The sequence below is a fragment of the Rhodococcus sp. 14-1411-2a genome (assembly GCF_002259485.1).
Lineage (GTDB): Bacteria > Actinomycetota > Actinomycetes > Mycobacteriales > Mycobacteriaceae > Rhodococcoides.
The window spans coordinates 258,023-284,523 of sequence record NZ_NPGA01000020.1 but is presented as its reverse complement, the minus strand read 5'-3'; the positions used below and the strand labels follow the sequence as shown (position 1 = coordinate 284,523).

Annotated in this window: 23 protein-coding genes and 1 tRNA gene; 14 read left to right on the top strand and 10 right to left on the bottom strand. The window is 65.8% G+C overall.

Annotated features, from left to right (window positions below):
• Window positions 1-48 precede the first annotated feature (48 nt).
• From CH291_RS22280 to CH291_RS22250, 7 genes are all read left to right on the top strand, one after another.
• Entirely contained in the window at window positions 49-1,578 is a 1,530-nt protein-coding gene (locus tag CH291_RS22280; RefSeq protein WP_094641855.1) for an NlpC/P60 family protein, read from the top strand.
• Between the two features lie 76 nt (window positions 1,579-1,654).
• A complete protein-coding gene (locus tag CH291_RS22275; protein WP_373455151.1) occupies window positions 1,655-3,061 on the top strand; it encodes an AAA family ATPase in 1,407 nt (468 codons plus the stop codon).
• 20 nt (window positions 3,062-3,081) lie between these two features.
• Window positions 3,082-4,053, top strand: a complete 972-nt coding sequence (locus CH291_RS22270; RefSeq protein ID WP_094688886.1) for a DUF58 domain-containing protein — start codon at window positions 3,082-3,084, stop codon at window positions 4,051-4,053.
• Window positions 4,050-5,042, top strand: coding sequence for a VWA domain-containing protein (locus tag CH291_RS22265; protein WP_068050495.1), 993 nt, complete (start codon window positions 4,050-4,052; stop codon window positions 5,040-5,042). The genes CH291_RS22270 and CH291_RS22265 overlap by 4 nt, the downstream gene beginning before the upstream one ends.
• A gap of 66 nt (window positions 5,043-5,108) precedes the next feature.
• Window positions 5,109-5,831 (top strand): 3-oxoacyl-ACP reductase FabG1, encoded by a 723-nt coding sequence (gene fabG1 / locus CH291_RS22260; protein WP_068050494.1) that lies wholly within the window; start codon window positions 5,109-5,111, stop codon window positions 5,829-5,831.
• A gap of 60 nt (window positions 5,832-5,891) precedes the next feature.
• Complete coding sequence (inhA, locus tag CH291_RS22255; RefSeq protein WP_032377850.1) at window positions 5,892-6,716, top strand: NADH-dependent enoyl-ACP reductase InhA; 825 nt, start codon at window positions 5,892-5,894, stop codon at window positions 6,714-6,716.
• Between the two features lie 103 nt (window positions 6,717-6,819).
• Window positions 6,820-7,899: a ferrochelatase gene (locus CH291_RS22250; RefSeq protein WP_068050493.1), complete on the top strand. Its 1,080-nt coding sequence runs from the start codon at window positions 6,820-6,822 to the stop codon at window positions 7,897-7,899.
• Between the two features lie 34 nt (window positions 7,900-7,933).
• On the opposite strand, the gene CH291_RS22245 is transcribed toward CH291_RS22250, so the two are convergent.
• On the bottom strand, window positions 7,934-8,761 hold the full coding sequence (locus tag CH291_RS22245; RefSeq protein ID WP_179276633.1) for a hypothetical protein: 828 nt from the start codon (window positions 8,759-8,761) through the stop codon (window positions 7,934-7,936).
• Window positions 8,762-8,837: 76 nt separating this feature from the next.
• Between CH291_RS22245 and CH291_RS22240 the strand changes: the two genes are divergently transcribed.
• The 3 genes from CH291_RS22240 to CH291_RS22230 are packed head-to-tail and all read left to right on the top strand — an operon-like array spanning window position 8,838 to window position 11,322.
• Complete coding sequence (locus CH291_RS22240) at window positions 8,838-9,647, top strand: DUF3097 domain-containing protein (RefSeq protein WP_094670249.1); 810 nt, start codon at window positions 8,838-8,840, stop codon at window positions 9,645-9,647.
• A gap of 54 nt (window positions 9,648-9,701) precedes the next feature.
• Window positions 9,702-10,133 (top strand): NfeD family protein, encoded by a 432-nt coding sequence (locus tag CH291_RS22235; protein WP_179276632.1) that lies wholly within the window; start codon window positions 9,702-9,704, stop codon window positions 10,131-10,133.
• A 4-nt stretch (window positions 10,134-10,137) separates the two neighbouring features.
• Window positions 10,138-11,322, top strand: coding sequence for an SPFH domain-containing protein (locus CH291_RS22230; protein ID WP_068050491.1), 1,185 nt, complete (start codon window positions 10,138-10,140; stop codon window positions 11,320-11,322).
• A 12-nt stretch (window positions 11,323-11,334) separates the two neighbouring features.
• Here the strand turns inward: CH291_RS22230 and CH291_RS22225 are convergent, their stop codons facing one another.
• From CH291_RS22225 to CH291_RS22215, 3 genes are read right to left on the bottom strand one after another with little or no spacing between them, the layout of a single operon-like run.
• Complete coding sequence (locus CH291_RS22225) at window positions 11,335-11,844, bottom strand: hypothetical protein (protein WP_094688683.1); 510 nt, start codon at window positions 11,842-11,844, stop codon at window positions 11,335-11,337.
• A complete protein-coding gene (locus CH291_RS22220; RefSeq protein ID WP_094641852.1) occupies window positions 11,841-12,440 on the bottom strand; it encodes a hypothetical protein in 600 nt (199 codons plus the stop codon). Before CH291_RS22220 ends, CH291_RS22225 begins: the two co-directional genes overlap by 4 nt.
• Before the next feature lie 49 nt (window positions 12,441-12,489).
• Window positions 12,490-13,188, bottom strand: coding sequence for a TVP38/TMEM64 family protein (locus CH291_RS22215; RefSeq protein WP_094688682.1), 699 nt, complete (start codon window positions 13,186-13,188; stop codon window positions 12,490-12,492).
• A gap of 170 nt (window positions 13,189-13,358) precedes the next feature.
• Between CH291_RS22215 and mutA the strand changes: the two genes are divergently transcribed.
• Genes mutA through meaB form a run of 3 tightly spaced genes read left to right on the top strand, consistent with a single transcriptional unit; the run spans window position 13,359 to window position 18,566 of the window.
• A complete protein-coding gene (mutA, locus tag CH291_RS22210; RefSeq protein ID WP_094688681.1) occupies window positions 13,359-15,242 on the top strand; it encodes a methylmalonyl-CoA mutase small subunit in 1,884 nt (627 codons plus the stop codon).
• A gap of 1 nt (window position 15,243) precedes the next feature.
• A complete protein-coding gene (gene scpA, locus CH291_RS22205; RefSeq protein WP_094688680.1) occupies window positions 15,244-17,529 on the top strand; it encodes a methylmalonyl-CoA mutase in 2,286 nt (761 codons plus the stop codon).
• 2 nt (window positions 17,530-17,531) lie between these two features.
• Window positions 17,532-18,566 carry a methylmalonyl Co-A mutase-associated GTPase MeaB gene (gene meaB / locus CH291_RS22200; protein WP_255183141.1) on the top strand — a complete coding sequence of 345 codons (1,035 nt, stop codon included), beginning with the start codon at window positions 17,532-17,534 and terminating at the stop codon, window positions 18,564-18,566.
• Here the strand turns inward: meaB and CH291_RS22195 are convergent.
• Together CH291_RS22195 and CH291_RS22190 are read right to left on the bottom strand one after the other, a co-directional pair.
• Window positions 18,543-19,619, bottom strand: coding sequence for a nucleoside hydrolase (locus CH291_RS22195; protein WP_094688885.1), 1,077 nt, complete (start codon window positions 19,617-19,619; stop codon window positions 18,543-18,545). The two genes, meaB and CH291_RS22195, sit on opposite strands and share 24 nt — an antisense overlap.
• Window positions 19,616-20,086: an OsmC family protein gene (locus CH291_RS22190; RefSeq protein WP_094688679.1), complete on the bottom strand. Its 471-nt coding sequence runs from the start codon at window positions 20,084-20,086 to the stop codon at window positions 19,616-19,618. Before CH291_RS22190 ends, CH291_RS22195 begins: the two co-directional genes overlap by 4 nt.
• A 191-nt stretch (window positions 20,087-20,277) precedes the next feature.
• On the opposite strand from CH291_RS22190, the gene proP reads away from it, so the two are divergent.
• Window positions 20,278-21,783 carry a glycine betaine/L-proline transporter ProP gene (gene proP / locus CH291_RS22185; protein ID WP_094641842.1) on the top strand — a complete coding sequence of 502 codons (1,506 nt, stop codon included), beginning with the start codon at window positions 20,278-20,280 and terminating at the stop codon, window positions 21,781-21,783.
• A gap of 11 nt (window positions 21,784-21,794) precedes the next feature.
• Here proP and CH291_RS22180 read toward each other — a convergent pair whose 3' ends face one another.
• From CH291_RS22180 to CH291_RS22165, 4 genes are all read right to left on the bottom strand, one after another.
• Window positions 21,795-23,051 carry a saccharopine dehydrogenase family protein gene (locus tag CH291_RS22180; protein ID WP_068050812.1) on the bottom strand — a complete coding sequence of 419 codons (1,257 nt, stop codon included), beginning with the start codon at window positions 23,049-23,051 and terminating at the stop codon, window positions 21,795-21,797.
• A 44-nt stretch (window positions 23,052-23,095) separates the two neighbouring features.
• Window positions 23,096-24,592 carry a glutamate-cysteine ligase family protein gene (locus CH291_RS22175; RefSeq protein ID WP_094688678.1) on the bottom strand — a complete coding sequence of 499 codons (1,497 nt, stop codon included), beginning with the start codon at window positions 24,590-24,592 and terminating at the stop codon, window positions 23,096-23,098.
• A 105-nt stretch (window positions 24,593-24,697) separates the two neighbouring features.
• A complete protein-coding gene (locus CH291_RS22170) occupies window positions 24,698-26,158 on the bottom strand; it encodes an SDR family NAD(P)-dependent oxidoreductase (RefSeq protein ID WP_068050810.1) in 1,461 nt (486 codons plus the stop codon).
• Between the two features lie 146 nt (window positions 26,159-26,304).
• Window positions 26,305-26,390 (bottom strand) — tRNA-Leu (locus CH291_RS22165).
• Window positions 26,391-26,501 lie beyond the last annotated feature (111 nt).

The following is a 26,501-nucleotide window of genomic DNA, read 5'->3' as shown; positions in this document are numbered from 1 at the left end:
ACGGTTCGACGCGAACCCGAGTGAGTGCCGGACCCGAGGGAGACATTTGTGAGCCGACGTCAAGTCCGCGGAACTCACCGCCGTGCACTCGTCCGTACCCGATTCGTGCTGGTGGGCGCAGGCCTCGTTCTCGCGTTGACGGCGACCCTTCCCGGGGTTGCCGCCGCGGTACCTCCGCCACCGCCCAACCCCTCGGACACCGACCTCGCCGCCGCAGGCAGCGCCGTCGATTCGAGCCTCGGCCAGGTGGGCCAGCTGATCGACGCGATCGCGTCGGCCAACCAGCAACTCGCCCAACTCGACGACGAGGTTGCGTCGAAGCGAGAAGGCGTCAACAAGGCCCTTGTCGATCTGCAGAATGCGCGTGACGCGGCCGATGTCGCTGCGGCCGTCGTCGGTGCCGCGCAGCAGGCTCTCGCCGATGCGGGCACCCAGATCCAGGCAGCCCAGAAGAAGTTCGACGAGTTCGCCAAATCCAGCTACACCCAGGGCTCCGGGGTTGCCTCGATGGCGTCGTTCCTCGGATCCAGCGGACCGGACGATGTGCTGGACCGGGCCCAGGTCCTCAAGGTGCTCTCCAACAGCCAGAACGCGGTACTCGACGGGTTGCAGCGGGCCCGTACCGAGCAGGCGAACCGCGATTCGGCGGCCCGTGAATCCAAGCAGCAGGCCGACGCGGCCGCGTCGGAGGCCGAGGCCAAGAAGGCCGAGGCCGAGCAGGCCATCGCAGAGGCGCAGGCAGCGCTGCAGGCAGAGGCCGACCGGAAGGCCACGATCGAATCGCAGCGTGACTCGGCGCAGGCCGAACTCGATGCCGCCCGCAGCAACGTCGCCGGTCTGCAGGATCAGCGAGCGGCGTATGGCACCTGGGAGGCGCAGAAGGCGGCCGAGGACGCGGCCATCGCCGCCGCCACGGCCGCAGCGAAGGAAGCTGCCGTGCAGGCAGCGGCGCGAGTATCGGCCAACCTGGCGGCGCAACAGCGCGCGGCGGCCATCGCCGAGGGCCAGCGCTCACACGTGGACGTGGACGAGGATTCGAGCTCATCGACCGACTCGGACAGTTCCACCGCGACCACCCCGACCACGCCGAGCACTCCCACCACGCCGAAGACGCCCGCCAAACCGAAGACGTCCACGACCCCGTCGGTGACCGGAAGCGCAGCCGTCGAATTGGCGATCGACCGCGGCATGAGTCAACTCGGCGTGCCGTACTCGTGGGGTGGCGGCGACGAGAACGGACCGACCAAGGGCATCAGGGACGGCGGAGTAGCGGACAGCTACGGCGACTACAACAAGGTCGGCTTCGATTGCTCGGGGCTGATGATCTACGCCTTCGCGGGCCTGGGGATCTCGCTGCCGCACTACACCGGTTACCAGTACACAGCGGGCAAGCAGGTGCCGTCCTCGGAGATGAAGCGGGGCGACATGATCTTCTACGGACCCAACGCCAGCCAACACGTCGCGCTCTACCTCGGCGACGGCAAGATGCTCGAAGCTCCGCAGTCGGGTTCGGTGGTCAAGGTGTCCGACGTGCGATACAGCGGAATGACGCCGTACGCCGTGCGCATGGTGTCCTGAGCCCGGATCCGGCGCGCGCGTCGGGGGTGCCTTTCGGCGCGCGTGCCGAACACCTGGAATAGTTGATTGCGGCGGTATGAAACGTGCCCGACGACGATCGACTGAAAGCGGTGAATTCTTGGTGACATCACGTGACGGCCGGATTTCGAACGACGAGGGGTCGACGCGAGTCGAGTCCGAGACGTCGAATCCACCGGGTGTGGAGCCGAAGCGGGTGGACAGTCCGGCCTTGGCCGAGGACGTCCAGCTTCTCGAGAAAGCCGTGTACGAGGTCAAGCGCGTGATCGTCGGTCAGGATCGGCTGGTCGAGCGCATTCTGGTGGGGTTGCTCGCCCGCGGACACGTGTTGCTCGAGGGTGTTCCCGGCGTCGCGAAGACTCTTGCCGTCGAGACGTTCGCACGTGTGGTCGGTGGCTCGTTCTCGCGAGTTCAGTTCACACCCGACCTGGTTCCCACCGACCTCGTCGGCACTCGAATCTACCGTCAGGGTCGTGAGGAGTTCGACACCGAACTCGGACCCGTCGTGGCCAACTTCGTGCTGGCCGACGAGATCAACCGTGCACCGGCCAAGGTTCAGTCCGCTCTGCTCGAGGTCATGGCAGAACGACACGTGACCATCGGCGGCAAGACGTTCCCGATGCCGGATCCGTTCCTGGTGATGGCAACGCAGAACCCCATCGAGAACGAAGGTGTGTACCCGCTTCCCGAAGCGCAGCGAGACCGATTCCTGTTCAAGATCGTCGTCGACTACCCGACGGTCGAGGAGGAGCGCGAGATCGTCTACCGCATGGGAATCAAGGCTCCCGAGCCCAAGCAGATCCTGGACCCGGTCGAATTGGTTCGCCTGCAGAATCTGGCCAGCTCGGTGTTCGTGCACCATGCGCTCGTCGACTACGTGGTCCGGGTCATCTCTGCTACTCGAACTCCCGAGCAGTTCGGCATGGACGACGTGGCCAGCTGGATCGCCTACGGTGCATCGCCGCGTGCGACGCTCGGCATCATCGCCGCCTCCCGCGCACTGGCTCTGCTCCGTGGTCGCGACTACGTCGTTCCCCAGGACGTTCTCGAGGTCATCCCCGATGTGCTCCGGCACCGTCTCGTGTTGTCCTACGACGCTCTGGCCGACGAGGTGACCCCGGAGACGGTCATCTCCCGGGTGCTGCAGACCGTCGGGTTGCCGCAGGTGTCACCGCAGGCGGTACCGGTGCCGCAGGGCAACGGAGCCGGTCCGGACGCCCCGCACTTCGACGGACGTCAGCCACAGGGCCCCTACCCGAGCCAGGGTCAGCATCCCGGCCAGTTTCCCGCTCCGGGGCAGTTTCCCGCGCAGGGCCAGATGCCTCCGTCGCAGCAGCCCGGACCTCAGCAGCAGCCCGGACCTCAGCAACCACAGGGCGGTCAGTACGGTCAGTACGGTCAGCCGGCACCGTCGTTGCAGGAGCCGTCGGGTGACGGATCGGCGATCGGTACGCCGGGGCAGTGAGCGGATCCGACACCGCTTCCGTGACCGCATCCCGTGCCGTCGTGTCTCGGCCGCCGTCCTTTCGATCGGGTGAACTGCGCGATCCGAAACTGGCTGCCGCGCTGCGGACCTTGGAGCTGACCGTCCGCCGCCGATTGGACGGGGTGCTGCACGGCGATCATCTCGGGCTGATTCCCGGTCCCGGTTCGGAACCGGGCGACGCCAGGGAATACCAGCCGGGCGACGACGTCCGCCAGATGGACTGGTCGGTCACCGCGCGTACGACGCATCCGCACGTGCGGCAGTCCGTGGCCGACCGCGAGCTGGAGACCTGGCTCGTCGTCGACTTGTCGGCCAGCCTCGACTTCGGCACCACCGGGTGCGAGAAGCGCGATCTCGCGGTCGCGGCCTCGGCCGCCATCACTCATCTGTCCGGCGGTGGCGGTAATCGAATCGGCGCGGTGGTGGCCACCGGTTCCGAGACCAACCGCATTCCTGCACGCGGCGGCCGCGTGCACACTCAGTCGATGCTCCGTGCCATTGCCACGACGCCGGCTGCGGCCGACGGTGTGCGCGGTGACCTGCGCGCCGCCATCGAAGCGCTGCGACGGCCCGAACGCCGCCGCGGAATGGCTGTGGTGATCAGCGACTTCCTCGGGCCGATCGATTGGGAGCGGTCGCTTCGGGCCATCTCCGCTCGACACGACGTGCTGGCCGTCGAGGTACTCGACCCACGTGATCTGGAACTGCCCGACGTCGGTGACGTGGTTCTCCACGATCCGGAATCCGGCCGCACTCGCGAATTCAGTACCACGCCTCGGCTGCGTGCAGATTTCGCGCGCGCAGCTGCAGCACACCGCGACGACGTCGAGAAGGCGCTACGTCGGTGCGGCGCACCCCGATTGACGCTCCGCACCGACGGTGACTGGATCGCAGACATCGTACGGTTCGTGACCGCACGCAGGCACACCATCGGGTCCGGGTTCACCAACACAGCGCGGGCACCGCGATGAGCCTGACCGATTTCGCCTCGCCGTGGTGGCTGGGCTTTCTCCTCGTCGTCATCGCACTGACGGTCGGCTACGTCGTGATCCAGCGGCGCAAGCAGAAGCACGTGCTGCGGTTCTCCAACATGGAACTGCTCGAGTCCGTTGCGCCGGATCGGCCCAATCGACTGCGACACCTGCCGACGGCACTGGTTCTGGTCGGCCTGATGTTCCTGACCGTCGCGTTGGCCGGTCCCACGGCGGACCAGCGGGTGCCACGGAACCGAGCGACCGTCATGCTCGTCATCGACGTGTCGCTGTCGATGGAGGCCACCGACGTGGAGCCGACTCGGTTGGCAGCCGCGCAGGAAGCAGCCAAATCCTTCGCCGACGGTCTGACGCCCGGCATCAATCTCGGGTTGGTCGCGTTCGCCGGAACGGCGTCCGTCCTGGTCTCGCCCACGGCCAACCGCGAAGCCACCAAATCCGCCATCGACAGGTTGCAACTCAGCGAACGAACGGCCACCGGCGAGTCGATCTTCACCTCGCTCCAGTCGATCGACACTCTCGGCGCGATACTCGGCGGCGGCGACGCGGCGCCGCCTGCGCGCATCGTGCTGCTCTCGGACGGTAAGCAGACCGTTCCGCAGAACCTCGACGACCCCCGCGGCGGGTACACCGCAGCGCGTGCCGCCAAGGACAAGAACGTGCCCATCTCCACCATCTCGTTCGGCACGAGCTACGGCTCCGTCGAGATCGAGGACGAGAACGGCGTCGAACGTGTGCCCGTACCGGTCGACGATCCGTCGTTGCGGGAGATCGCGAATCTGTCCGGCGGCAGCTTCTTCTCCGCGTCGTCGCTCGAGGATCTCAGAGACGTCTACGACACCCTCGAGGAACAGATCGGGTTCGAGATCACCCGCGGGGACGCGTCGCGTCCGTGGCTGATACTCGGCGTCCTGTGCATCTCGGCTGGCCTCGGTTCGGCATTGGTGATGCGGCAACGTCTCCCGTGATCGTTGTTCTTACTCACCAGTAAGTTTCGCTTTGTCATTCCAGGACGAACAGATAGGTTGCTAGGCATGTCCACACCTGACTTCATCGCGCGATCGGTACTCGTCACCGGAGGTAACCGGGGAATCGGTCTTGCCATCGCCCAGCGACTCCAAGCCGACGGCCACAAGGTGGCCGTCACCCACCGTGGCTCCGGCGCTCCCGACGGGCTGTTCGGGGTCGTCTGCGACGTCACCGACTCCGCCTCGGTGGACGCGGCCTTCAAGGAGGTCGAAGAGAAGCAGGGACCGGTCGAGGTGCTCGTGGCCAACGCCGGCATCACCGACGACACGCTGCTGATGCGTATGACCGAGGACCAGTTCCAGCGTGTGATCGACGCGAACCTGACCGGAGCCTTCCGCGTCGCCAAGCGCGCCAACCGAGCCATGTTGCGCGCGCGCTGGGGTCGGATGATCTTCCTGAGTTCTGTCGTGGCCATGGCCGGCGGACCGGGGCAGATCAACTACGCAGCGTCCAAGGCGGGCGTCATCGGAATGGCTCGATCGATCACGAGGGAACTGGGCTCGCGTTCCATCACGGCGAACGTCGTGTCCCCGGGTTTCATCGAAACCGACATGACGGCAGAGCTCTCGGACGACTTGCGCGGCAAGGCGAAGGAATACATCCCCCTCCAGCGTCTCGGTCAGCCCGAGGACGTTGCGGCAGTGGTGAGCTTCCTTGCCGGACCTGACTCGTCGTACGTGTCCGGTGCGGTCATTCCCGTCGACGGTGGTATGGGCATGGGGCACTGAAGTCCTACTCGCACAACGATTCCGACAGACGTACACCTCCGAATTAAGGAATACAGCACTATGGGCGGATTGCTCGAAGGCAAGACCATTCTCATCACCGGCATCATCACCGACGCCTCGATCGCGTTTCACGCTGCAGCCATGGCGCAGGAGCAGGGCGCCAAGGTGATCATCACCGGGTTCGATCGACTCCGACTCATCGACCGCATCGCGCAGCGTCTGCCCAAGGAGGTGCCCCCGGCGATCGAGCTCGACGCCACCAACGAGGAGCACCTCGCGGCGCTGGCCGACCGCGTACGCGAAGTGGCACCGGAAGGTATCGACGGGGTTCTGCACTCGATCGCATTCGCGCCCCGCACCCTCATGGGCCCCGATGCGAAGCCGTTCCTGGACGGCCCCGGACCCGATGCCGCGAGGGCATTCGAGATCTCCGCGTGGAGTTACGCGTCGCTCGCGCGCGCCGTGCTCCCGGTCATGAACGAGGGTGGCTCCATCGTCGGAATGGACTTCGATCCGCGCACCTCGATGCCGTACTACAACTGGATGGGTGTGGCGAAGGCCGCCCTCGAGTCCGTGAACCGTTACGTGGCACGGGAAGTGGGCGCAGCCAAGCGCATCCGCTCCAATCTTGTTGCAGCAGGGCCCATCAGGACTCTCGCAGCCAAGGCGATTGCGGGTACCGCGACCGGTGATGCCGCCAAGATGGACCAGCTCAACGTCTACTGGGACGGTGCCGCTCCCATCGGTTGGGACGTCAACGATCCGACTGTCGTCGCGAAGTCGATCGTCGCGCTGCTGTCCGATTGGCTGCCCGGCACCACCGGATCCATCGTGTACGTCGACGGTGGAGCCAGCCACAACACGTACCTCCCCGAGAACATGTGACACCGCGGTGGGCGGAACCGCACGTGGTTTCGCCCACCGAGAGGTTTCGATCGCCGATCGGACCCCCACCGGGTCCGGTCGGCGACGGGGGCACAATGGACACATGACCACCCCTGGAGACTTCGACGCATTGTTGGTGCTCTCGTTCGGCGGGCCGGAACAGCCCGCCGACGTACGCCCTTTCCTGGAGAACGTCACTCGCGGACGTGGAGTGCCGCCCGAGCGGCTCGACGCGGTCGTCGAGCATTACATGCACTTCGGGGGCGTCTCGCCGATCAACCGGCTCAACCGAGACATCATCGACGCCCTCCGTGTCGAATTCGATTCCGCCGGAGTGGATCTGCCGATCTACTTCGGAAACCGCAACTGGCATCCGATGATCGAGGACACCGTCGCGACCATGAAGTCGGACGGAATCAGGAACGCACTCGTGTTTCCCACCTCCGCGTGGGGCGGATACTCCGGATGCAGGCAGTACCACGAGGACATCGCCCGGGCCCGCGCCGCCGTCGGTGACGATGCGCCGCATCTGCTCAAGATCCGGCAGTACTACGACCACCCGCTGATGGTCGACGCGTTCAGCGACGCCGTCGCATCGGCGCGAGCCACACTGCCCGAGCAGCACCGCGCCGGCGCGCGTCTGGTGTTCACCGCACACTCCATCCCCTCGGCCGCCGACGCCAACGCCGGCCCGCCCGAGGACGGCGGTCACCTCTACAGCCGTCAGGTGGCAGAGGCCTCGAGGCTCGTTGCAGCCGCGTCGGGCGTCGACGACTACGACCTGGTGTGGCAGTCCCGCTCCGGGCCCCCGCAGGTGCCGTGGCTCGACCCCGACATCTGCGACCACCTCGAAGCGCTGTCGGAGAAGTCCGTGGACGCCGTGATCGTGTGTCCGATCGGATTCGTGTCCGACCATCTCGAGGTCGTGTGGGATCTGGACACCGAAGCGGAGGAGAAGGCTCGCGAACTCGGTATGGCTTTCGCGCGCGCAGGCACGCCCGGATCCGACGCGCGTTTTCCACGGATGATCCGCGAGCTGGTGGACGAATACCGAGTCGGCGGCCGATGCCGCGGTCTCGGCAGTGTGCCCGGCTACGGCTCGACACTGGACGGCAGTCGCTGCGCCGTCGGGTGCTGTGAGCAGCCCACCAGGCCCTCCCGGCCCGCCGCTGCCACGTCGTGAACGTTGCCGCCTGACACCGCGGCCGGGCGCGGTGTCAGGCGGAATGCATCGCCGCTGCGATGCTCGTCGCGACCGCGATGGTGCGTGCGGTGCGCACCGCAACCCAGAGCGGTCGAACGAGTTCTTCCCGTGCTGCAGCTGCCGTCGCGGTCGGTGCCTCCGACGGAGCCGATCCCGCCGCGACCGTCAGAATGGCGGCCACCCGATCCGCCGATTCGAGGACGCGGAACGCCCTGTCGGACATGTCTGCGGGGTAGCGATGCCGTGCCGCGTCGGCGATCAACTCGGCGATACGAGTGCGCGGATCGGCGTCGAGGGTCCGGGTGGGTAGCGACTGCATCCGTGCGAGAGCGTCGGCCGCACCGCGTACGGCCTCACGCATCTCGTACTCGGCCTCACCCAACCCCCGATCCCGATGACCGTGCTCGGGGACGACGATCGAGTAGACGGTCCAGCGCAACACATCCGGCCCCTCCACGACGGGTACCAACCCGATCCCGGTGTTGCCCGAGGTACCGATCACCACCGCTTGACCGGTGTTCAGGGCAGCTCGGGAGAAGTCGGTGTTGGCGGGGAGGCCGCTCACCGCGCCGGGGGCGGGCAGAACGAGCTTGATCCGATCGTCCCCGGCCGTGGGCGTCGACGCAGTTGCGGCCGCTCTGATCGCGTGCAGCAGGCCCGCTATTCCCTCGGCGTGGCCGGGGTACTGCAGCCCGAAATCGTTGGCTGCGTCCACATCACCTGCACCGACGAGATGCATCGGAGCCCACTCGGACATCGCGTCGATGACGTCGTCGGGAGAGCTGGAACCGGCCAGCCAGGAACCGGCCCACAGGGCGAGACTTGCGCTAGAGGAACACACGACTCACGAGCATAGGTCGGCGTGGCGAACCGTGCTGGAGAGGCCGGTGTCGCTAGCGTTGGTTGCCGTGAACGACATGTACGGCGGAGACATTCTCAGAGGGCACAGTCGCATGCGCAAGGTTCCGGCACCGGAGGTGTCGGCCGATCGTGGATTGGTTGTCGAAGACGCCGGTACCGGGTACTGCGGTGCCGTGGTCGGCTTCGAGCGCACCTACGACGGAGATTTCGTCCGTCTCGAGGACGGTGCCCGTACGACGCGGCTGTTCGCCCTGCGCGAGGCAGCATTCCTGATCGACGGACGCCGGGTGACTCTGGTGCGTCCGAAGCCCGCCGCTGCAACGCCACAGCAGGCGCGCTCCGCATCCGGTTCCACCAAAGTCGAGGGACTGCGCGCGCGCACCGCCCGGGCGAGCCGCATCTGGGTCGAGGGCGTGCACGACGCGGCCCTGGTGGAAAGTGTGTGGGGACACGATCTTCGGGTGGAGGGCGTGGTCGTCGAACATCTGGAGGGTCTGGACAATCTGGGGGAGCGGTTGGCCGATTTCGGTCCTGGCCCCGGCCGTCGCGTCGGAGTCCTGGTGGATCATCTGGTGACCGGGTCCAAGGAGTCGAAGTTGACGAGGTCGCTGGGCGAACACGTGTTGGTCACCGGTCATCCGTTCATCGACGTCTGGGAAGCGGTGAAGCCGGCGGCCGTGGGAATCGCTGCGTGGCCGAAGATTCCGCGCGGCGAGGATTGGAAGACCGGGATCTGCCGAGAGCTGGGGTGGGGTACTCCCCGGGAGGGGTGGCGTCGGGTGTATTCGTCGGTGTCGAGCTTTCGGGATCTCGAGGCACCGTTGATCGGTGCCGTCGAACAATTGGTCGACTTCGTGACCGAGTAGGGCTCTGTCCAGCAACGCACCGGCAATTGTCCGATTCGTGATTGTATGGAGGCTGTGGCAGCGATCATTTGGCTCATAGCGGCAGTGGTGCTCGCCGGTGCCGAGGCACTGACGGGCGACTTCTTTCTTCTGATGATTGCCGGCGGTGCGCTCGGTACTGCCGGTGTCTCTGCTCTGACGGATTTCCCGGTGTGGGCCGATGCGATCGTCTTCGGTGTCCTGTCACTGGCGTTGGTGCTCGGGTTGAGACCGATTCTGTTGCGGCGGTTCGCGAATCCGCCCGATACCCCGATGGGCATGGCGGCGCTCACCGGCAAGAGTGCGGTCGTTCTCGAACAGGTCACTGCCCACGAAGGCCAGATCAAGCTCGGTGGTGAGGTGTGGACGGCTCGTCCTCTCGACGATACCGAGGTCTATGCCCCTGGCACCACCGTGACCGTGATGGAAATTGACGGCGCTACCGCCGTCGTATGGAAGGGACCGTAGCCAAGTGGAAGCACTCATCGCACTGGCTGTCATCGTCGCGTTCGTTGCGGTGTTGATGGCCAAGTCCATCTCGATCGTCCCGCAAGCCGAGGCCGCCGTCATCGAACGGCTGGGCCGCTACACACGCACCGTGTCCGGACAGCTCACGTTCCTCGTGCCGTTCGTCGACCGCATCCGCGCCAAGGTCGACCTGCGCGAGCGGGTCGTGTCGTTTCCCCCGCAGCCGGTGATCACCAAGGACAACCTGACCGTGTCGATCGACACCGTCGTGTACTTCCAGGTGACGAACCCGCAGTCGGCCGTGTACGAGATCAACAACTACATCGTCGGCGTCGAGCAGTTGACGACCACCACACTGCGTAACGTCGTCGGCGGAATGACGCTGGAGGAGACGCTCACCTCGCGTGATTCGATCAACGGTCAACTCCGCGTCGTGCTGGACGAGGCGACCGGCCGCTGGGGTCTGCGAGTGGCCCGAGTGGAGCTCAAGAGCATCGATCCGCCGCCCTCGATCCAGGAATCGATGGAGAAGCAGATGAAGGCCGATCGCGAGAAGCGAGCGACCATCCTCACTGCCGAGGGCCATCGTGAGTCGGCGATCAAGACCGCCGAGGGCGACAAGCAGAGTCGGATTCTCGCGGCCGAGGGTGGCAAGCAAGCGTCCATCCTCACCGCCGAGGGTGAGCGGCAGTCACGCATCCTGCGGGCGCAGGGTGATCGAGCTGCGAAGTATCTCGAGGCCCAGGGCCAGGCCAAAGCCATCGAGAAGGTGTTCGGTGCCATCAAGGCCGGCAAGCCGACCCCCGAGTTGCTCGCGTACCAGTACATGCAGACCCTGCCGCAGATGGCGCAGGGCGATGCGAACAAGGTGTGGATGATTCCGAGCGATTTCGGCGATGCGCTCAAGGGCTTCGCCAAGACACTCGGTGCGCCCGGGGAGGACGGTGTCTTCCGCTACGAGCCCAACGAGTCGGCGGGCAACGAGCCCAAGCCGGAGGACGACTCCGACGAGGTCGCCGAATGGTTCGAGACCAAGACCGATCCGGCGGTCGCCGAGGCGGTCAAGGCGGCAGAAGCAGTGGCGCGCAAGCCGGTCGACACGTCGCTGGCTGCGTCTCCCGAACTGTCCAAAGGGTTGGACCTCGGTGCCCTGGCGGCGTCGCCCGAGGCGGAGCCGGAACAGCGCTGAGGTCCGCCCTGATCAGCTGATCAGGGCGGTTCCGACGCCGGCAGCGGCCAGGGCCCACAGCACGCTGGCGAAGGTGCCGATGATGAACTGTTCGGAGGCATGGGATTCGCGCAGTTCGGGATAGCGCGCGAGTCCCTTGACTGCCAGCACGATGGCGATCCCTTCCGGCCAACCGGCGAGAATCGACACGGCAACGGCCACGCGTTCGAGGATGCCGATGGTCAGTCCACCACGAAGCGGCTCGACCGGATCTTCTCCGGTCGAGTCGCTTCGTCGTCGTGCGACGCGAAAAACGGTGGGCACCACCGCTGTTCCACCCAGTGCCGCAGCGACGACGCTCAGGACCACTCCGATGGCGTGGCCGAGACCGTAGGCCGGTCCGGCGACAGTGGCCAGGACTGCCGCTGCCGCGAGCAGACTCGACGCGGCGGCGGTGGGCAACCATCGTCGAATTCCGGTGCCGGCCGGGACCGTAGCGGCGATTGCGGTCAGTGCAAGCAGCACGAGGGTGGCGACGATCATGACCGATGGCTTTCCGTTGTGTTCGCGGTGTCGAGCAAGCGAGTCGCCAGGGTGCGGCCCGCGTTCTCGACGTGCCAGCCGGCTACCGAGAGTCGTTGTGACATGGCTTGTTTGCTGATCTTCAGTCGTTCGGCCGCGTCGGTCTGCGACAACCCGCGAGCCATGAGTTCGACTGCTTCTCGGCCCTGGTCCGAGCGTCTGCCGACGAGCAGCGCAACCAGGGTCGATGCGGTCTCCGCATCCTCGGCGGCAGCGGCGTCGGGGCCGCTGACGGCGAGTGCAGCCGGTGCGTTCTTGGCTCTGGTCACGGCGTCCCGGGCTGCCTCGAACGCCGGTCCGCGTCCGGCGCGCGTGGTCTCGGGCAGCGGGAGTTCGACGGAGCCGATGCCGATGCCCACGCTCCAGTGCGGGGTGGATACCAGTTCGAGGGCGATCGAGACGACGATGGCGGCCTCCTCGCAGACGGCTTGCACTTCGTCTCCTGCGGTTCGCTCGAAGGGACGGATCAGCTCGTGGTCGCGGTAGCGATCGAGCAGTTCGGGTACGCGATCGATATCGCGCCTACTGCGGCGCTGGTCCACGGTCAGTACGAACATCGGACAAGGCTAGATCGTTGATGTGACCCAGTCAAGCTTCAATGCTTGATTAGTCAGAATCAAGGTTCCCGGCCTGTCGACTGCCCGCGGGTGTGGGCTCGGATCGCGAACCGCGCGACAGACGCCAATCCACGACCAGCCCACTGAGGCCGATCGCGATACAGACCGCGGACAGCACCAGCAGCGCCGGATGTGTCTCGCCCCCGATCGCTCCGCCGATCACGACGATTCCGAGAGTGCCCGGCAGCATCCCGACGGCCGTCGCCAGCGCGAACGGGACGGGCCGAACCGCCGACACACCACACGCGTAGTTCACCACCGAGAACGGCACCGGCGCTATCAGGCGTAGAGAGCCGACGGCCAGCCATCCGCGCCGCCGCAGACTCTCGTCCACCGAATCCAGGACCGAGTGCGACATCCGCGCTGCCACGGCTTCTCGACCTATCGCGCGGACCAACAGCAGAGCCAGAATCGCACTTACCGTCGACGCGCCGATGGTGACCGCCAATCCGGTCAGGGGCCCGAACAGCACTCCTGCGCTGAGCGTGAACAGTGTTCTCGGGACGGGTGCGACGGTCACGATCGCGTGCACGCCGAAGAACACGAGCGGAAATGCCGGGCCGACTGAGACGCCCCAATCGCGAATCTGTTCGACACTCGGATGGGGTGCGAACACCGCCACGAGAGCGAAGACGGCAACAACCGCCAGCAGCGCGATCAGTCGAACGTCACGCAGGTGCCGGGTCACGAGAGGCAAGCGTACCGGCGCGAGACGACACCTCGCTGTTTCGGCGAGTGCGAGAGCTCAGCCGTCCTACCGAACGTGAGGTGATCCTCACGATAACCTGCAAGGCGGTGGGGTTAGCATCACTTCAAGTCGGGCGCAGGACTACCCGCCGAACCGAGGGAGCAGCACACGTGTCCATCGCGTCGCACGAAGATGCCGCACGCAGCGCTCATGCGGCCTGGCAGAAGGCAGTGGCCGGTGTCCTGGCCAAATCTCGTCGGGTCGAGGTGGCCGATCTGCCCGCCGACGCCGAACATCTACTCGATTCGACGACGTACGACGGGGTCACCGTGTCCCCGCTGTACACCGCGTTCGACGAGCGCCCGGAAGGTCCACTGCCGGGGCAATTTCCCTACCTGCGGGGCCGCGACCCCCACCGCGACGTCAACGCCGGCTGGAAGGTGTGCACCCGCCACGGTTCGGTCCGCGGCGACGGCGCCGACGACGCGTCGACGCTCAACACGCAGATACTCGATTCCCTCTCCAACGGCACCAGCGCTCTGTGGTTGACGGTCGGCACCGGCGGTGTGGATCCGACTGCGCTCCCGGAGGTTCTCGGTGGAGTGTTTCTCGAGCTCGCACCGCTGACGCTCGATGCGCGCGGGGATGTTCGGGCAGCAGCTGCAGCAGTGTTCGGGGTGCTCGACTCGGCCGATATCGACGATCGCGCCGCAGTCGACATCCGGCTCGGCGTGGCCACTCTCACAGCGCCGTTGGGCGGAACCGAGTCGATCGAGATGGACGAGGCACTCGAACTGGTTCGTGAATCGATCGGTCGCACCGAGACGGTTCGTGCGATCACCGTCGACGGCACCGTGTTCCACAATCTCGGAGGCGGCGACGCGCAGGAGCTCGGTGCTGCGATCGCCGCAGGCCTCGAGTACCTCCGGTCCATGACCGATGCCGGTATCGGCATCTCGGATGCCCTGAGACAGATCGAGTTCCGATTCTCCGCCACCGACGACCAGTTCCAGACCATCGCCAAGTTCCGGGCCGCTCGCACGTTGTGGGCGCGCATCGCGCAGGTCTGCGGAGCCCCCGACGCCGGTGACGCTCCTCAGCACGCGGTGACCTCGGAGGCGATGATGTCGCAGCGGGATCCGTGGGTGAACATGCTGCGGACCACGCTGGCGTCGTTCGGCGCGGGAGTGGGCGGCGCCGATGCGGTGACCGTGCTCCCGTTCGATGCGGCACTCGACGGCGGCGCAGCCGGGGTGTCGAAGACGTTCGCGGCCCGCATCGCCCGGAACACCCAGCTGCTGCTGCTCGAAGAGGCGCATCTCGGACGGGTCCTGGATCCGGGTGCCGGGTCCTGGTACATCGAAGAACTGACCGCTGCGGTCGCCGCGAAGGCCTGGGAGTTCTTCCAGACCATCGAAGCGTCGGGCGGATTCCGTGCCGCCGTCGCCGACGGTTCGCTCGTGGCCGCGATCGAGAAGACCCGCGCCGAACGCGATTCCGACATCGCTCACCGAGTGACCCCGCTGACCGGCGTCAACGAGTTTCCCAACCTGGCCGAGGCACCACTGACCCCGGAGCAGACCGAGCCGCAGGATTCAGCAACCGTGTACAGGTACGCCAGGGCTTTCGAAGCTTTGCGGGATCGCTCGGATGTTCATCTGGCTCAGCATGATTCACGGCCGACCGTGCTTCTGGTACCGCTGGGCAGCGTTGCCGAACACAACGTCCGGACGACATTCGCGTCGAATCTGTTGGCCTCGGGCGGGATCGAGGCCGTCAACCCGGGTCCGCTGACCGTCGAGGCTGTTGCCGGGGCAGTGGAGGCGTCCGGAGCTCACATAGCGGTGGTGTGTGGAACCGACAAGAGGTACGTCGACGAGGCCGCCACTGCCGTGGAGGCACTGCGGGCAGCAGGCGTCACGCAGGTGCTGCTCGCCGGTCCCGAGAAGATCTTCACCGGCGTCGAGGGTGACTCGCGTCCCGATGGATTCCTGACCGCGAAGGTCGACGCCGTCGCCGTGCTGACCGAACTTCTCGACACCCTGGGAGCCTGAGATGAGCGAGCCTGAAGTGAATACCGACGAGCGCAGAATCTCGCACACCATCGGCAGTTTCGCCGAGGTGCCACTGGTCGATCCCGACGAGCCGACTCCGCCGCCGCCGTCGGCCGAGGACGTCAACGCTCACGTGGAGAAGGGCGCGAAGGCCAACTTCTACACACCCGAGCAGGTGGTGTGGTCCACCCCCGAGGGCATCGACGTCAAGCCGGTGTTCACCGAGGCCGATCGCGCCGCCGCCGAGGCCGAGGGCTACCCGCTGCACAGCTACCCGGGTGCCCCGCCGTTCCTTCGCGGGCCGTATCCCACGATGTACGTCAACCAGCCGTGGACCATTCGTCAGTACGCGGGCTTCTCCACCGCGGCCGAGTCCAACGCGTTCTATCGTCGAAACCTCGCGGCCGGCCAGAAGGGTCTGTCGGTGGCGTTCGACCTGGCCACCCACCGCGGCTACGACTCCGATCACCCGCGAGTACAGGGTGACGTCGGAATGGCCGGTGTGGCCATCGATTCCATCTACGACATGCGTCAGCTGTTCGACGGCATCGACCTGGGCAGCGTCTCGGTCTCGATGACCATGAACGGTGCGGTGCTGCCGATCCTGGCGCTGTACGTCGCGGCCGCCGAGGAGCAGGGCGTCGGGCCGGAGAAGCTCGCCGGCACCATCCAGAACGACATTCTCAAAGAGTTCATGGTGCGCAACACCTACATCTATCCGCCCAAGCCGTCGATGCGCATCATCTCGGACATCTTCGCGTACACCAGCGAGAAGATGCCCAAGTACAACTCGATCTCCATCTCCGGCTACCACATCCAAGAAGCCGGAGCCACTGCCGATCTCGAACTCGCGTACACCCTCGCGGACGGTGTCGAGTACATCCGGGCCGGTCTGGATGCGGGCATGGACATCGATACGTTCGCGCCGCGACTGTCGTTCTTCTGGGCCATCGGAATGAACTTCTTCATGGAGGTCGCCAAGCTGCGTGCCGGGCGTCTGCTGTGGGCCGAGCTCGTCCAACAGTTCGAGCCCGAGAGCGCCAAATCCCGCTCGCTGCGCACCCATTCGCAGACGTCGGGTTGGTCGTTGACGGCACAGGACGTGTTCAACAACGTCGCCCGCACCTGCGTGGAGGCGATGGCGGCAACCCAGGGACACACCCAATCGCTGCACACCAACGCCCTCGACGAGGCACTCGCCCTGCCGACGGACTTCTCGGCGCGGATCGCCCGCAACACCCAGCTGCTCATCGCTCAGGAGTCCAACACCGTTCGCCCGATCGATCCGTGGGGCGGCTCGCACTACGTCGAGTGGCTCACTCATCAGCTCGCGAATCGGGCCCGGGCACACATCGCCGAGGTCGAGGAAGCGGGCGGCATGGCTCAGGCCATCGGCGAGGGAATTCCCAAGCTACGCATCGAGGAGGCGGCGGCCCGCACCCAGGCGCGTATCGACTCCGGCCGTCAGCCCCTGGTGGGCGTCAACAAGTACGTGCCCGACGAGCCCGACACCATCGAGGTGCTCAAGGTCGAGAACTCCAAGGTTCGACGTGAGCAGATCGAAAAGCTCGAGCGACTGCGGGCCGAGCGGGACACCGCCGAGGTCGAGGCCGCCCTGGCGAACCTGACCAGAGCTGCGGCGTCGGATCAGCCGGGTATGGAGAACAATCTGCTCGCCCTCGCCATCGACGCGGCACGCAAGATGGCCACCGTCGGCGAGATCTCCGACGCGCTCGAGAAGGTCTACGGGCGCCATCAGGCCGAAATCCGGACAATCAGTGGTGTGTACCGCGACGAGGCAGGCAAATCCGAGAACATCACCCGCGCCACGACGCTGGTCGAGCAGTTCGCCGAGGACGAGGGCCGTCGGCCTCGCATCCTGGTGTGCAAGATGGGTCAGGACGGGCACGACCGTGGTCAGAAGGTCATCGCCACGGCGTTCGCGGACATCGGCTTCGACGTGGACGTCGGCCCGCTGTTCCAGACCCCCGAGGAGGTGGCCCGCCAGGCCGCCGACAACGACGTTCACGTCGTCGGAGTGTCGTCACTGGCGGCAGGCCACCTGACGCTGGTGCCCGCCCTGCGGCAGGCCTTGGCCGACGTCGGCCGCGAGGACATCATGATCGTCGTCGGTGGCGTCATCCCACCCGGCGATTTCGACGAGCTGTACGCCGCGGGCGCTGCGGCGATCTTCCCTCCGGGCACCGTCATCGCCGACGCAGCGATCGGCCTGGTGGAGAAGCTGTCCGTTGCGCTCGGGCACGCACCACGCGAGGCCAACGCCTGAGCATGGGTTCTCCGAACGACAACACGAGTTCCACGACCGGTGCAGCGTCGCCGAGAGGCCGAACCATCGACATCGATGCGGTGGCCGACTCGGTTCGAGCGAACGAGCGATCCGGTTTGGCGCGTGCCATCACCTTGGTCGAGTCGACCCGATCGGATCATCGAGACCTGGCTCAGCAATTGCTGCTGCGGGTGCTGCCCGATGCCGGTGGCTCCCATCGAGTCGGCATCACCGGCGTGCCGGGGGTCGGCAAATCGACCTTCATCGACGCGCTCGGAATGCGGTTGATCGAGAAGGGGCACCGAGTCGCGGTGCTGGCCGTCGATCCGTCGTCGACGCGGACCGGTGGTTCCATCCTGGGTGACAAGACCCGGATGTCGCGTCTCGCGGTGCAGGAGAACGCGTACATCCGGCCGTCTCCGACGTCGGGAACCCTGGGCGGGGTCGCACGTGCGACGCGGGAGACGATCGTGCTCCTCGAAGCAGCAGGCTTCGACGTCATTCTGGTGGAGACGGTGGGCGTCGGGCAGTCCGAGGTGACGGTCGCGAACATGGTCGACTGTTTCACGTTCCTGACGCTTGCGCGCACCGGAGATCAGTTGCAGGGCATCAAGAAGGGCGTTCTCGAACTCGCCGACCTGGTGGCCGTCAACAAGGCCGACGGCAAGCACGCGACCGACGCGAAGAACGCGGCCCGGGAGTTGGCGGGCGCCCTGCGGCTGATCTATCCGCACGACGCGATCTGGAAGCCCCCGGTGTTGACGATGAGTGCCATCGAGGGCACCGGTCTGGACGAGTACTGGGACACCGTGCTACGCCATCAGCAAGTGCTCAGCGACGCAGGCGAATTCGCGGAAAAGCGTCGCAAGCAGCAGGTCGATTGGACGTGGACGATGGTCAACGATCAACTGCTGCGAAGGCTGGCGCAGAATCCCTCCGTCAAGGCGATTCGCGGCGACGTCGAGGCCCGGGTACGCGACGGTTCACTGACCGCCGCGCTGGCTGCGCAGGAACTACTCGACGCCTTCGATTCCTGAATCTGTCTCGGCGATCGGGATTGCGGGGTAGAGTCGGGCGGCGAGACCCCCGACACGCTCGATCAAGCGGTCGAAGAATGCCTCCGGGTCCGTACGAGTCGCGATCGCGGCATTCGGTTCTCGACCCCACATCCCGCGCCAATCGGCCACTGTCGTTCCGCGCGTGAGAGTCCCGACGAGTTCGACGTCCACGGTCGCGTGTCGGTAGGTGGCGATGTCCGCGTCGAGCGCGAGCGCGGCTGCAAACGGATCGTGCATGTGCGCCAGGAAGCCTTGATCGTGATCGCGATGGAATTCCAGGTAGAACCGCACCGCGTCGGAGAAGTGCCGCACGATCGGGTTCGACGCGGCCGAGCGAACACCCGGAGCATCGCTCGACGAGATCGATTCGGCCGGAACGCTTCCGGCGCGCTCGGCAAGACGCCGGATGTGTTCGGGGGTCATCTCGATGGTCTCGGTGATGTCGAGCGCGCAGACGACGGGACGGCGTTCCGGCGGTAGCCCGGAGAAGGCCGCGAACACTTCTGCGGCGGCCTCGGGGTCGACGGCGATGTTCCACTCGCTGGTCGGTGTCGTGTTGCCCTGGTGCTGAAATGCGCCGCCCATCAACACCAGTCGCTTCAACAGTCGAGGTAGCTCGGGATCCCGACGGATCGCCAGCGCGAGATTGGTCAGCGGACCGGTGACCAATCCGGTGATCTCGCCCGGCCGCGAACGAACCAGCTCGATCCACATCGTGGTGGCGTCCCGGTCGGACAGCGGCCGCGTCGACACCGGAAGCTCCGCGTACCCGATGCCCTGCGGACCGTGGGTGTCCTCGGTGGTCATCAGTGGTGCCACGAGGGGCACCTGTGCGCCGAGCGAGACCTCGACATCGCCCGCGCGGCACACGTCGAGCCAGGCGAGATTGTTCGCGGCAACCTGGTTCACCGGCACATTGCCCGCGGTGGATGCGATGCCGAGGATCTCGGCATCCTCACTGGCGAGCAAGTAGAGCAACGCGAGAGAATCGTCGATTCCGGTGTCCACGTCGACGATCAAGGGGACGGTCACGACGCCACCTCCGTCGTCGGGGTGTGCCGCACCGGGAAGTTGACCGATCGCGCGATGAAGCACTTCGAAGACGCCGATGCGTGCAGTTTCTCGGCGCGCGGCACCATCGACGGGTCCACGACGGTCACGACCGGAACGAGGGTGACCTCGACGAACTGACCCGAACCGTCGGATAGCTCGGTCATCACTCCGGTGGGGGAGTCGGTGTAGTCGGTGACGACCACTCCCGAGGCGGCGGCGAGCCCGAGGTACCACAGCATATGGCAACTGGACAGCGAGGCGACGAGCATCTCCTCGGGATTCCAGCGTTCGGGGTTGCCGCGAAAGCTCGGATCGGAGCTCGCGTGGAGGTCGGGTTTCCCGGGTGCCGAGACGATGTGATCGCGGTCGTAGGCGGCGGCACCGGTGGTACCGACGCCGCGGTTGCCCGTCCAGTTCACCGTGAGTCCGTAGTTGTGGTTCGGCACGGGTCCATCCTGCCAGCTGTGCGTCGATCGGTGTCGTTGCCCCGCGACGGTCTCTGTCCGGATTGGCCGAATTGCTCCAATTGTCAACGTGGTGTGGCACATTCGACGCCTTGCCGTTCACCTGGAGGAACATCGGTAGACCGAGTTCGGTCGTTTGAAATCACATCGTTTGTCTGGCTAACGTTGCTGGAATGACCGTAGCCCGAGAGCCTGAGACAACCCCGCAGCACACGCGGTGGGGACATCGACACGTCCAGCTTCTTCGACGCGACGCGTTCACGAACCGAATGCGGAGGAAGCCGGCGCTCTCGCAGGAGAGCATCACCGTCGTGGATCAGCCGATGCTCAAGCGCGCGGTGTCGGCCGCTGCTCTCGGCAACACGATGGAGTGGTTCGACTTCGGTGTGTACGGCTACCTGGCCGCGACGTTGGGCAAGGTGTTCTACCCCGACGCCACGCCCGCAGTGCAGCTCATCTCGACGTTCGCCACGTTCGCGGCAGCGTTCGTCGTCCGTCCACTCGGAGGCTTGTTCTTCGGACCACTGGGGGACCGAATCGGGCGGCAGAAGGTACTCGCCGCGACGATGATCATGATGGCGATCGGCACGCTGGCCGTCGGACTCATCCCCAGTTACGCGACCATCGGGATCTGGGCACCGATTCTCCTACTCGTCGCGCGGCTGGTCCAAGGGTTCTCCACCGGCGGCGAGTACGGCGGTGCCACGACGTTCATCGCCGAGTACTCCCCGGACAAGCGTCGTGGTTTTCTCGGTAGTTGGCTCGACTTCGGCACTTTCGTCGGTTATGCCATGGGCTCCGGCCTGGTGACGATCCTCAACGCGGTGTTGGGCGACGCCACGATGGTCGAATGGGGCTGGCGCATACCGTTCTTCGTCGCAGGACCGATGGGTCTGATCGGGCTGTACCTGCGGCTGAAGCTGGAGGACACCCCTGCGTTCCGCAAACAACTCGACGAACACGACAGCAAGGTCAAGGCGCAGGAGAGCGGTCGGAGATCGATCGGGAAGATCTTCACCGACCATTGGCGGGCTCTGTTGATCTGCACGGGAATCGTGTTGCTGTACAACGTGACCAACTACATGGTCACGTCGTATCTACCCACGTACTTCACCGAGGTCGTCGGCCGCAGTCAGCTCAGCGCCGATTTGCTCGTCCTGTCGGCGATGGTCGTCGTGGTGAGCGTCATCGTGGGTGTCGGCAGGCTGACCGATCGAATCGGCCGCAAACCGGTGTTCGTGTTCGGTGCTGTCGGGCAGATCGTTCTCGCCGTGCCCTGCTTCCTGCTGCTCCGCGAGAGCGGGTGGATCGGCCCGCTGATCGCGTGCCTGTTGCTCGGTCTCGTGCTGGCGTGTTTCGCGGCGCCGAGCGCGTCGACGCTACCGGCCCTGTTTCCCACCCGAATTCGCTACGCGGCGCTGTCGATCGGGTTCAATCTGTCGGTGTCGATCTTCGGTGGTACGACGCCACTGGTCACCTCTGCGTTGGTCAGCGCAACGGGTAGCCCGATGATCCCTGCGTACTACCTCGTCGTGAGCGGTGTTATCGGCCTCGTCGCGGTCGGGTTTCTGCGCGAGTCCGCCACCCAACCGTTGGAAGGCTCACCGCCACAGGTCGACTCGACCGCAGAGGCCGAGGAGCTCTACTCCGAGCTGTCCTCGGCCTCCCCGCGGTCGTAGTTCGCGGTCGATCAGTTCCGCTTGGCCCAGATCTCCATTCCGGCAGCATTGAGACGATCGACGAGGACGTCACCGATCGCGGTGGCGGGAGTGAGAACTCCTGCGGCCTTCGGTAAGGCGTCGCCGCCGTACACGAGTGCGAGTGCCGACTCCGCCAGCATGACCGCGGTGGCCTTGTAGCCGGGGTCTCCCGACGCTTTGACGCGAGCCCGGTAGCGAGCCCCCGACGTGGTGAGGGTGTACAGGTCGACCGTGAAATGTCCCTTCTCACGGGCTTTTTCACTGGGGCCGGTGCCCGGCTTGGGCAGAATGCGGTCGAGCACCTTGGCCGGAAGCACAGTCATCGCGGACACGCCGACGAACAGCCCGGCAGACAGAGCACCGGCGAGGACGGGGCTGGCGAACGACGAGCCAACGCTCATCACCTCGCTGTAGCGGAACTGCTTTCCGTAGGCCCAGTCGCGAAGTGCATTGGTGCGCCGGACGACTCGCGTGTTGTACGAGGCCATCACGAACGGGGCTTTCCAACCACGCAGGCTCGGGTCGATCTTCTTGCCGTCGATCAGCACGGTGTCGAGCTGACGGCCGAGTTGCGGCTCGAGGCCCCGGTCGGGACTGAGGGAGTACGGCCGCGCGGCGATGCGTCGGGCTCGCTTGTCCTTCTTCATCGCCTCGATCTGCCCGCGCAGCGAGTCGATGGTGCCGCCGCTGACCCCGCCGGACATCGACGTGACCACCAGGGTCGTGTCGGTCAGCTCACCGGCGTTGTCCGCGGTAACGGCCTCGTACAGCGCGTGTACGCCGATGTCGGACGGGATGGAATCGAAGCCGCACGAGTGAACGATGCGGGCCCCGGTGCGCTGAGCGATTTCGTGGTTGGTATCGATGCTCTCGCGAGCGAACAGGACCTCGCCGGTGAGGTCGACGTAATCCGTCCCGGCCTCGGCGCACGCCGTTGCCAATTCCAAGCCGTACTTGGCGTAGGGACCGACCGTGGTGATGACGACTCGGGTCGATCGGGCCATGGCCTCGAGCGATGCGAGGTCGGTTGCGTCGGCCTCGAGAACGGACCACTGCTGAGCCCTGGAGCCCAGTTCTTTCCTGGCGGCCTCCACCCTCGCCGTAGAGCGCCCGGCGAGGGCGATGCGGGTGTCTGCCGGTGCATGCTCGGCGAGGTACTTCGCCGTCAATTTCCCGACGAAGCCGGTGACGCCGTAGACGACGATGTCGTGAGTGCGATCGGGGGAGTCGGATGCAGGCGAATTCATACCAGCGACACTAACGCGGGTCACCCCGGCGAGTCGACGCGCCGTCAGTTCGTCCAGGTGTGCACGGGTTCTCCGGCATTCATGAGGGTGACGTAATCACCGAGCATTCCCGCAAGCGCTCTATCGCGCTTCTCACCGGCGCTTTCGCGGGCGACGACGGCGTTGCGCTGCCACACCGAGCCGGACTGCTTGGCCAGGCACCGCGCCTCGATCACCCCCAGATAGCGGTCGCGGACCGCCGCGTCCACGCCGTAGGCGGCCAATCCGGCGTCGGCCAGGGGCAGCAGCCGACGCAACACCAGTTCCTGCGGACTCACCCAGCCCACCTCGGGCCAGTAGAGCATCGAATCGAACCCGCCGCGGGCCGCGGAGTGCACGTTCTCCTGGGCGGCGTCGAACGACAGCTGCGACCACAGCGGGCGGTCGGCATCGGCCAGCGCGCGGACGGTTCCGTAGTAGAACGCCGCGTCGGCGAGAGTGTCCACCACCGACGGTCCGGCCGGCAGAACGCGATTCTCCAGCCTGATGTGATGGCCGTCGCCGGACCGGTCGTAGATCGGCCTGTTCCACCGGTAGACGGTTCCGTTGTGCATGCGCAGTTCGGACAGCGACGGTGTCTTGCCCTCGGCCAGCGCAGCCTTGGGATCCTCCTCGCTGCAGACCGGCAGCAACGCAGGGAAGTAGCGTGAATTCTCCTCGAACAGATCGAAGATCGAGGTGATCCATCGTTCGCCGAACCACACCCGCGGTCGGACACCCTGATTCTTGAGCTCCTGCGGCCTGGTGTCGGTGGCCTGCTCGAACAGCGGAATGCGAGTCTCGTGCCACAGCGCGCGTCCGGCGAAGAACGGCGAGTTGGCGGCGAGCGCCACCTGTACACCCGAAAGGGCTTGCGCTGCATTCCAATACGACGCGAACTCGTCCGGAGCCACCTGCAGGTGCAGCTGAACCGACGTGCAGGCCGCCTCGGGCAGGATCGTGTCGGTCACGATGTCGAGATCCTCGGCGGCAGCGGCACCGGGCAGTCGAACTCCGCCGATCTTCAGTTCGATGTCCTCGCCCCGAGCGGCGAAGATCTGCTGATTGAGCAGGTCGTAGCGCGGATTCGCCGAGAGCCACCGGTGCTCGAAGTGCTCCTCGTCCAGAGTCGGGAGCATGCCGATCATGGCGAGCCGACTACCCGAGGTGCGGGCGCGTTCGTCCGCTGCATTCAGCGATCTGCGCAGGTCGGTCTCCAACTCGGCGATCGAGGCACCGCGCAGTGGCCGAGGGTCGACGTTGATCTCGATGTTGAACTGGCCGAGCTCGGTTTGATAGTCGGGATCGGCGATGGCGTCGAGCACCGCCGCGTTGGCCATCGACGGTTCCATGTCGTCGTCGACGAGATTGAGCTCGATCTCCATGCCGATCTGCGGTTCACCGACGTGGAAGGTCTCGTCGGCCAACATGATCGCCAGGGCATCGAGACAGTCCTGCACCTTCTGGCGAAACTCGTGCCTGTCCTGCCTGGTGAACTTACGGCGCTCGACGTCCTCGCCCATGGTGCCCGCCTATCGGTGCGTGAAGAAGGGCCGTTCGCTCGCGCGCAACGACTTCGGCTTACGAGTATCGCAGCCCATGTTCGCCGAGGGGCACGCACGCGAAAATCACCAGGGTGACGGCTGGTAGTCCTTGAGGAACGAGCCGTGCAGATCGACTCCGAGTTCGCCCTGCACGATCGGGTCGTACACCCGGGCGGCACCGTCGACCAGGTCGAGTGGAGCGTGGAAACCTTCGTCGGCGAGCCGCATCTTGGTGGGGTGTGGCCGTTCGTCGGTGATCCAGCCGGTGTCGACGGCGGTCATCAGGATCCCGCTCTCGAGCATCTCCTTCGCGCTGGTGCGCGTCAGCATGTTCAGCGCGGCCTTGGCCATGTTGGTGTGGGGATGGCCCGGCCCCTTGTACGCGCGGCCGAACTGGCCTTCCATGGCCGAGACGTTGACCACGTACTTGCGCCGCGCGTCCGAGGCCTCCATCGCGGTGCGTAGCCGCGAGACCAGGATGAAGGGTGCGACGGAATTGCAGAGCTGCACCTCGAGCAGTTCCACCGGGTCGACCTGCTCGACGGTGTGGATCCAGCTGTTGGTCTCGGCGAGATCGGGCACCAGACCCCCGGCATCGATGGCGAGCCCGCTCTCGATTCTCTCGGCCGTGACCGAGCCGGCGACCATGGCGAGCGAGGCCACGTCGTCCGCGCTCAGGGCAGCAGTCGATCGGCCGCCGATCGCGGTGGCGGGCAACGAGCTCGCCAGTGACGCGGGGTGCGCATCACTGGTCTTGCCGAACGTGATGCGCTCCGGTCCTGCGCCTTCCGTCAGGGCTGCGGGCAACGGTTCGGCTTCCGCATCGGCCAGTGCGCTGTAGGAACCGGGGGAGCGTTTGACGGTCTGTGCGGCGTTGTTGATCAGAATGTCCAGAGGTCCCTCGGCCGCGACCGAATCGGCGAGCGCCACAACCTGAGCCGGATCGCGAAGATCGATACCGACGACGCGCAGACGGTGCAGCCACTGGTCACTGTCGTCCATCGCGGCGAAGCGACGCACGGCATCGTTGGGGAATCGGGTGGTGATGGTCGTGTGGGCACCGTCGCGCAGCAGTCGAAGTGCGATGTACATCCCGATCTTCGCCCGACCACCGGTCAGCAACGCCCGCCGGCCGGACAGATCGGTTCGCGCGTTGCGCTTGCCTCGATTGAGCGTCGCGCACTCCGGGCACAGCTGGTGATAGAACGAGTCGACGTGGGTGTAGCGCTGCTTGCAGATGTAGCAGGGACGAGCCTTGATCAGAGTGCCTGCGATGTCTCCCTCGGCGCGGGAGGTCAGGGACAGTCCTGCGGTCTCGTCGTCGATTCGGTCCGGGGATCCGGTTGCGGTGGCGGCGACGACGGCACGGTCGGCCGCGTTGACGGCGTTGCGCGCCGCGACGCGTCGGGCACGCTTGAGATCTTTGAACATGGCACCGGATGCGCGCTGCACAGCGATCGAATCCGGATGGTTCTTGTCCAGCTCTGCGGCCTGCTTCAGCACGCGCAGGCACGTCTCGAGATCGGTCGGGTCGATCGCGTCCATCGTCGGTCTCCTAGCATCGGCCCCTTCGAGCCGAACGAAAGCGAGTGCAGAACGAAAAAGACCCCGATTCCGAAGAATCAGGGTCAGTTTCGTCTGTCTCAACTCAGATCTGTGAAAATCTTTGTCTGGCTACATCTTTCAGACGGTGTCCGAGGGGGGACTTGAACCCCCACGTCCGTTAATAGGACACTAGCACCTCAAGCTAGCGCGTCTGCCATTCCGCCACTCGGACAAGTGCGACCTCTGCCGCATATTCTTTTGTTGCTTTCACAGCCGGCCGCTGTGTGCTGCGTAAGATTATCCGACGGGTTCCCGATAACCCAAATCCCCACGTCAGTTCATG

Coding starts and splice junctions, on each gene's coding strand:
- CH291_RS22225 (WP_094688683.1), bottom strand. CDS start 11,844: ATGATCGTCGCCACCCTCGTGCTGCTTGCACTGACCGCAATCGCCGCT.
- inhA (WP_032377850.1), top strand. CDS start 5,892: ATGGGCGGATTGCTCGAAGGCAAGACCATTCTCATCACCGGCATCATC.
- CH291_RS22240 (WP_094670249.1), top strand. CDS start 8,838: ATGTACGGCGGAGACATTCTCAGAGGGCACAGTCGCATGCGCAAGGTT.
- meaB (WP_255183141.1), top strand. CDS start 17,532: ATGGGTTCTCCGAACGACAACACGAGTTCCACGACCGGTGCAGCGTCG.
- CH291_RS22220 (WP_094641852.1), bottom strand. CDS start 12,440: ATGTTCGTACTGACCGTGGACCAGCGCCGCAGTAGGCGCGATATCGAT.
- CH291_RS22250 (WP_068050493.1), top strand. CDS start 6,820: ATGACCACCCCTGGAGACTTCGACGCATTGTTGGTGCTCTCGTTCGGC.
- CH291_RS22275 (WP_373455151.1), top strand. CDS start 1,655: ATGAAACGTGCCCGACGACGATCGACTGAAAGCGGTGAATTCTTGGTG.
- proP (WP_094641842.1), top strand. CDS start 20,278: ATGACCGTAGCCCGAGAGCCTGAGACAACCCCGCAGCACACGCGGTGG.
- CH291_RS22170 (WP_068050810.1), bottom strand. CDS start 26,158: ATGGACGCGATCGACCCGACCGATCTCGAGACGTGCCTGCGCGTGCTG.
- CH291_RS22180 (WP_068050812.1), bottom strand. CDS start 23,051: ATGAATTCGCCTGCATCCGACTCCCCCGATCGCACTCACGACATCGTC.
- CH291_RS22175 (WP_094688678.1), bottom strand. CDS start 24,592: ATGGGCGAGGACGTCGAGCGCCGTAAGTTCACCAGGCAGGACAGGCAC.
- CH291_RS22265 (WP_068050495.1), top strand. CDS start 4,050: ATGAGCCTGACCGATTTCGCCTCGCCGTGGTGGCTGGGCTTTCTCCTC.
- fabG1 (WP_068050494.1), top strand. CDS start 5,109: ATGTCCACACCTGACTTCATCGCGCGATCGGTACTCGTCACCGGAGGT.
- scpA (WP_094688680.1), top strand. CDS start 15,244: ATGAGCGAGCCTGAAGTGAATACCGACGAGCGCAGAATCTCGCACACC.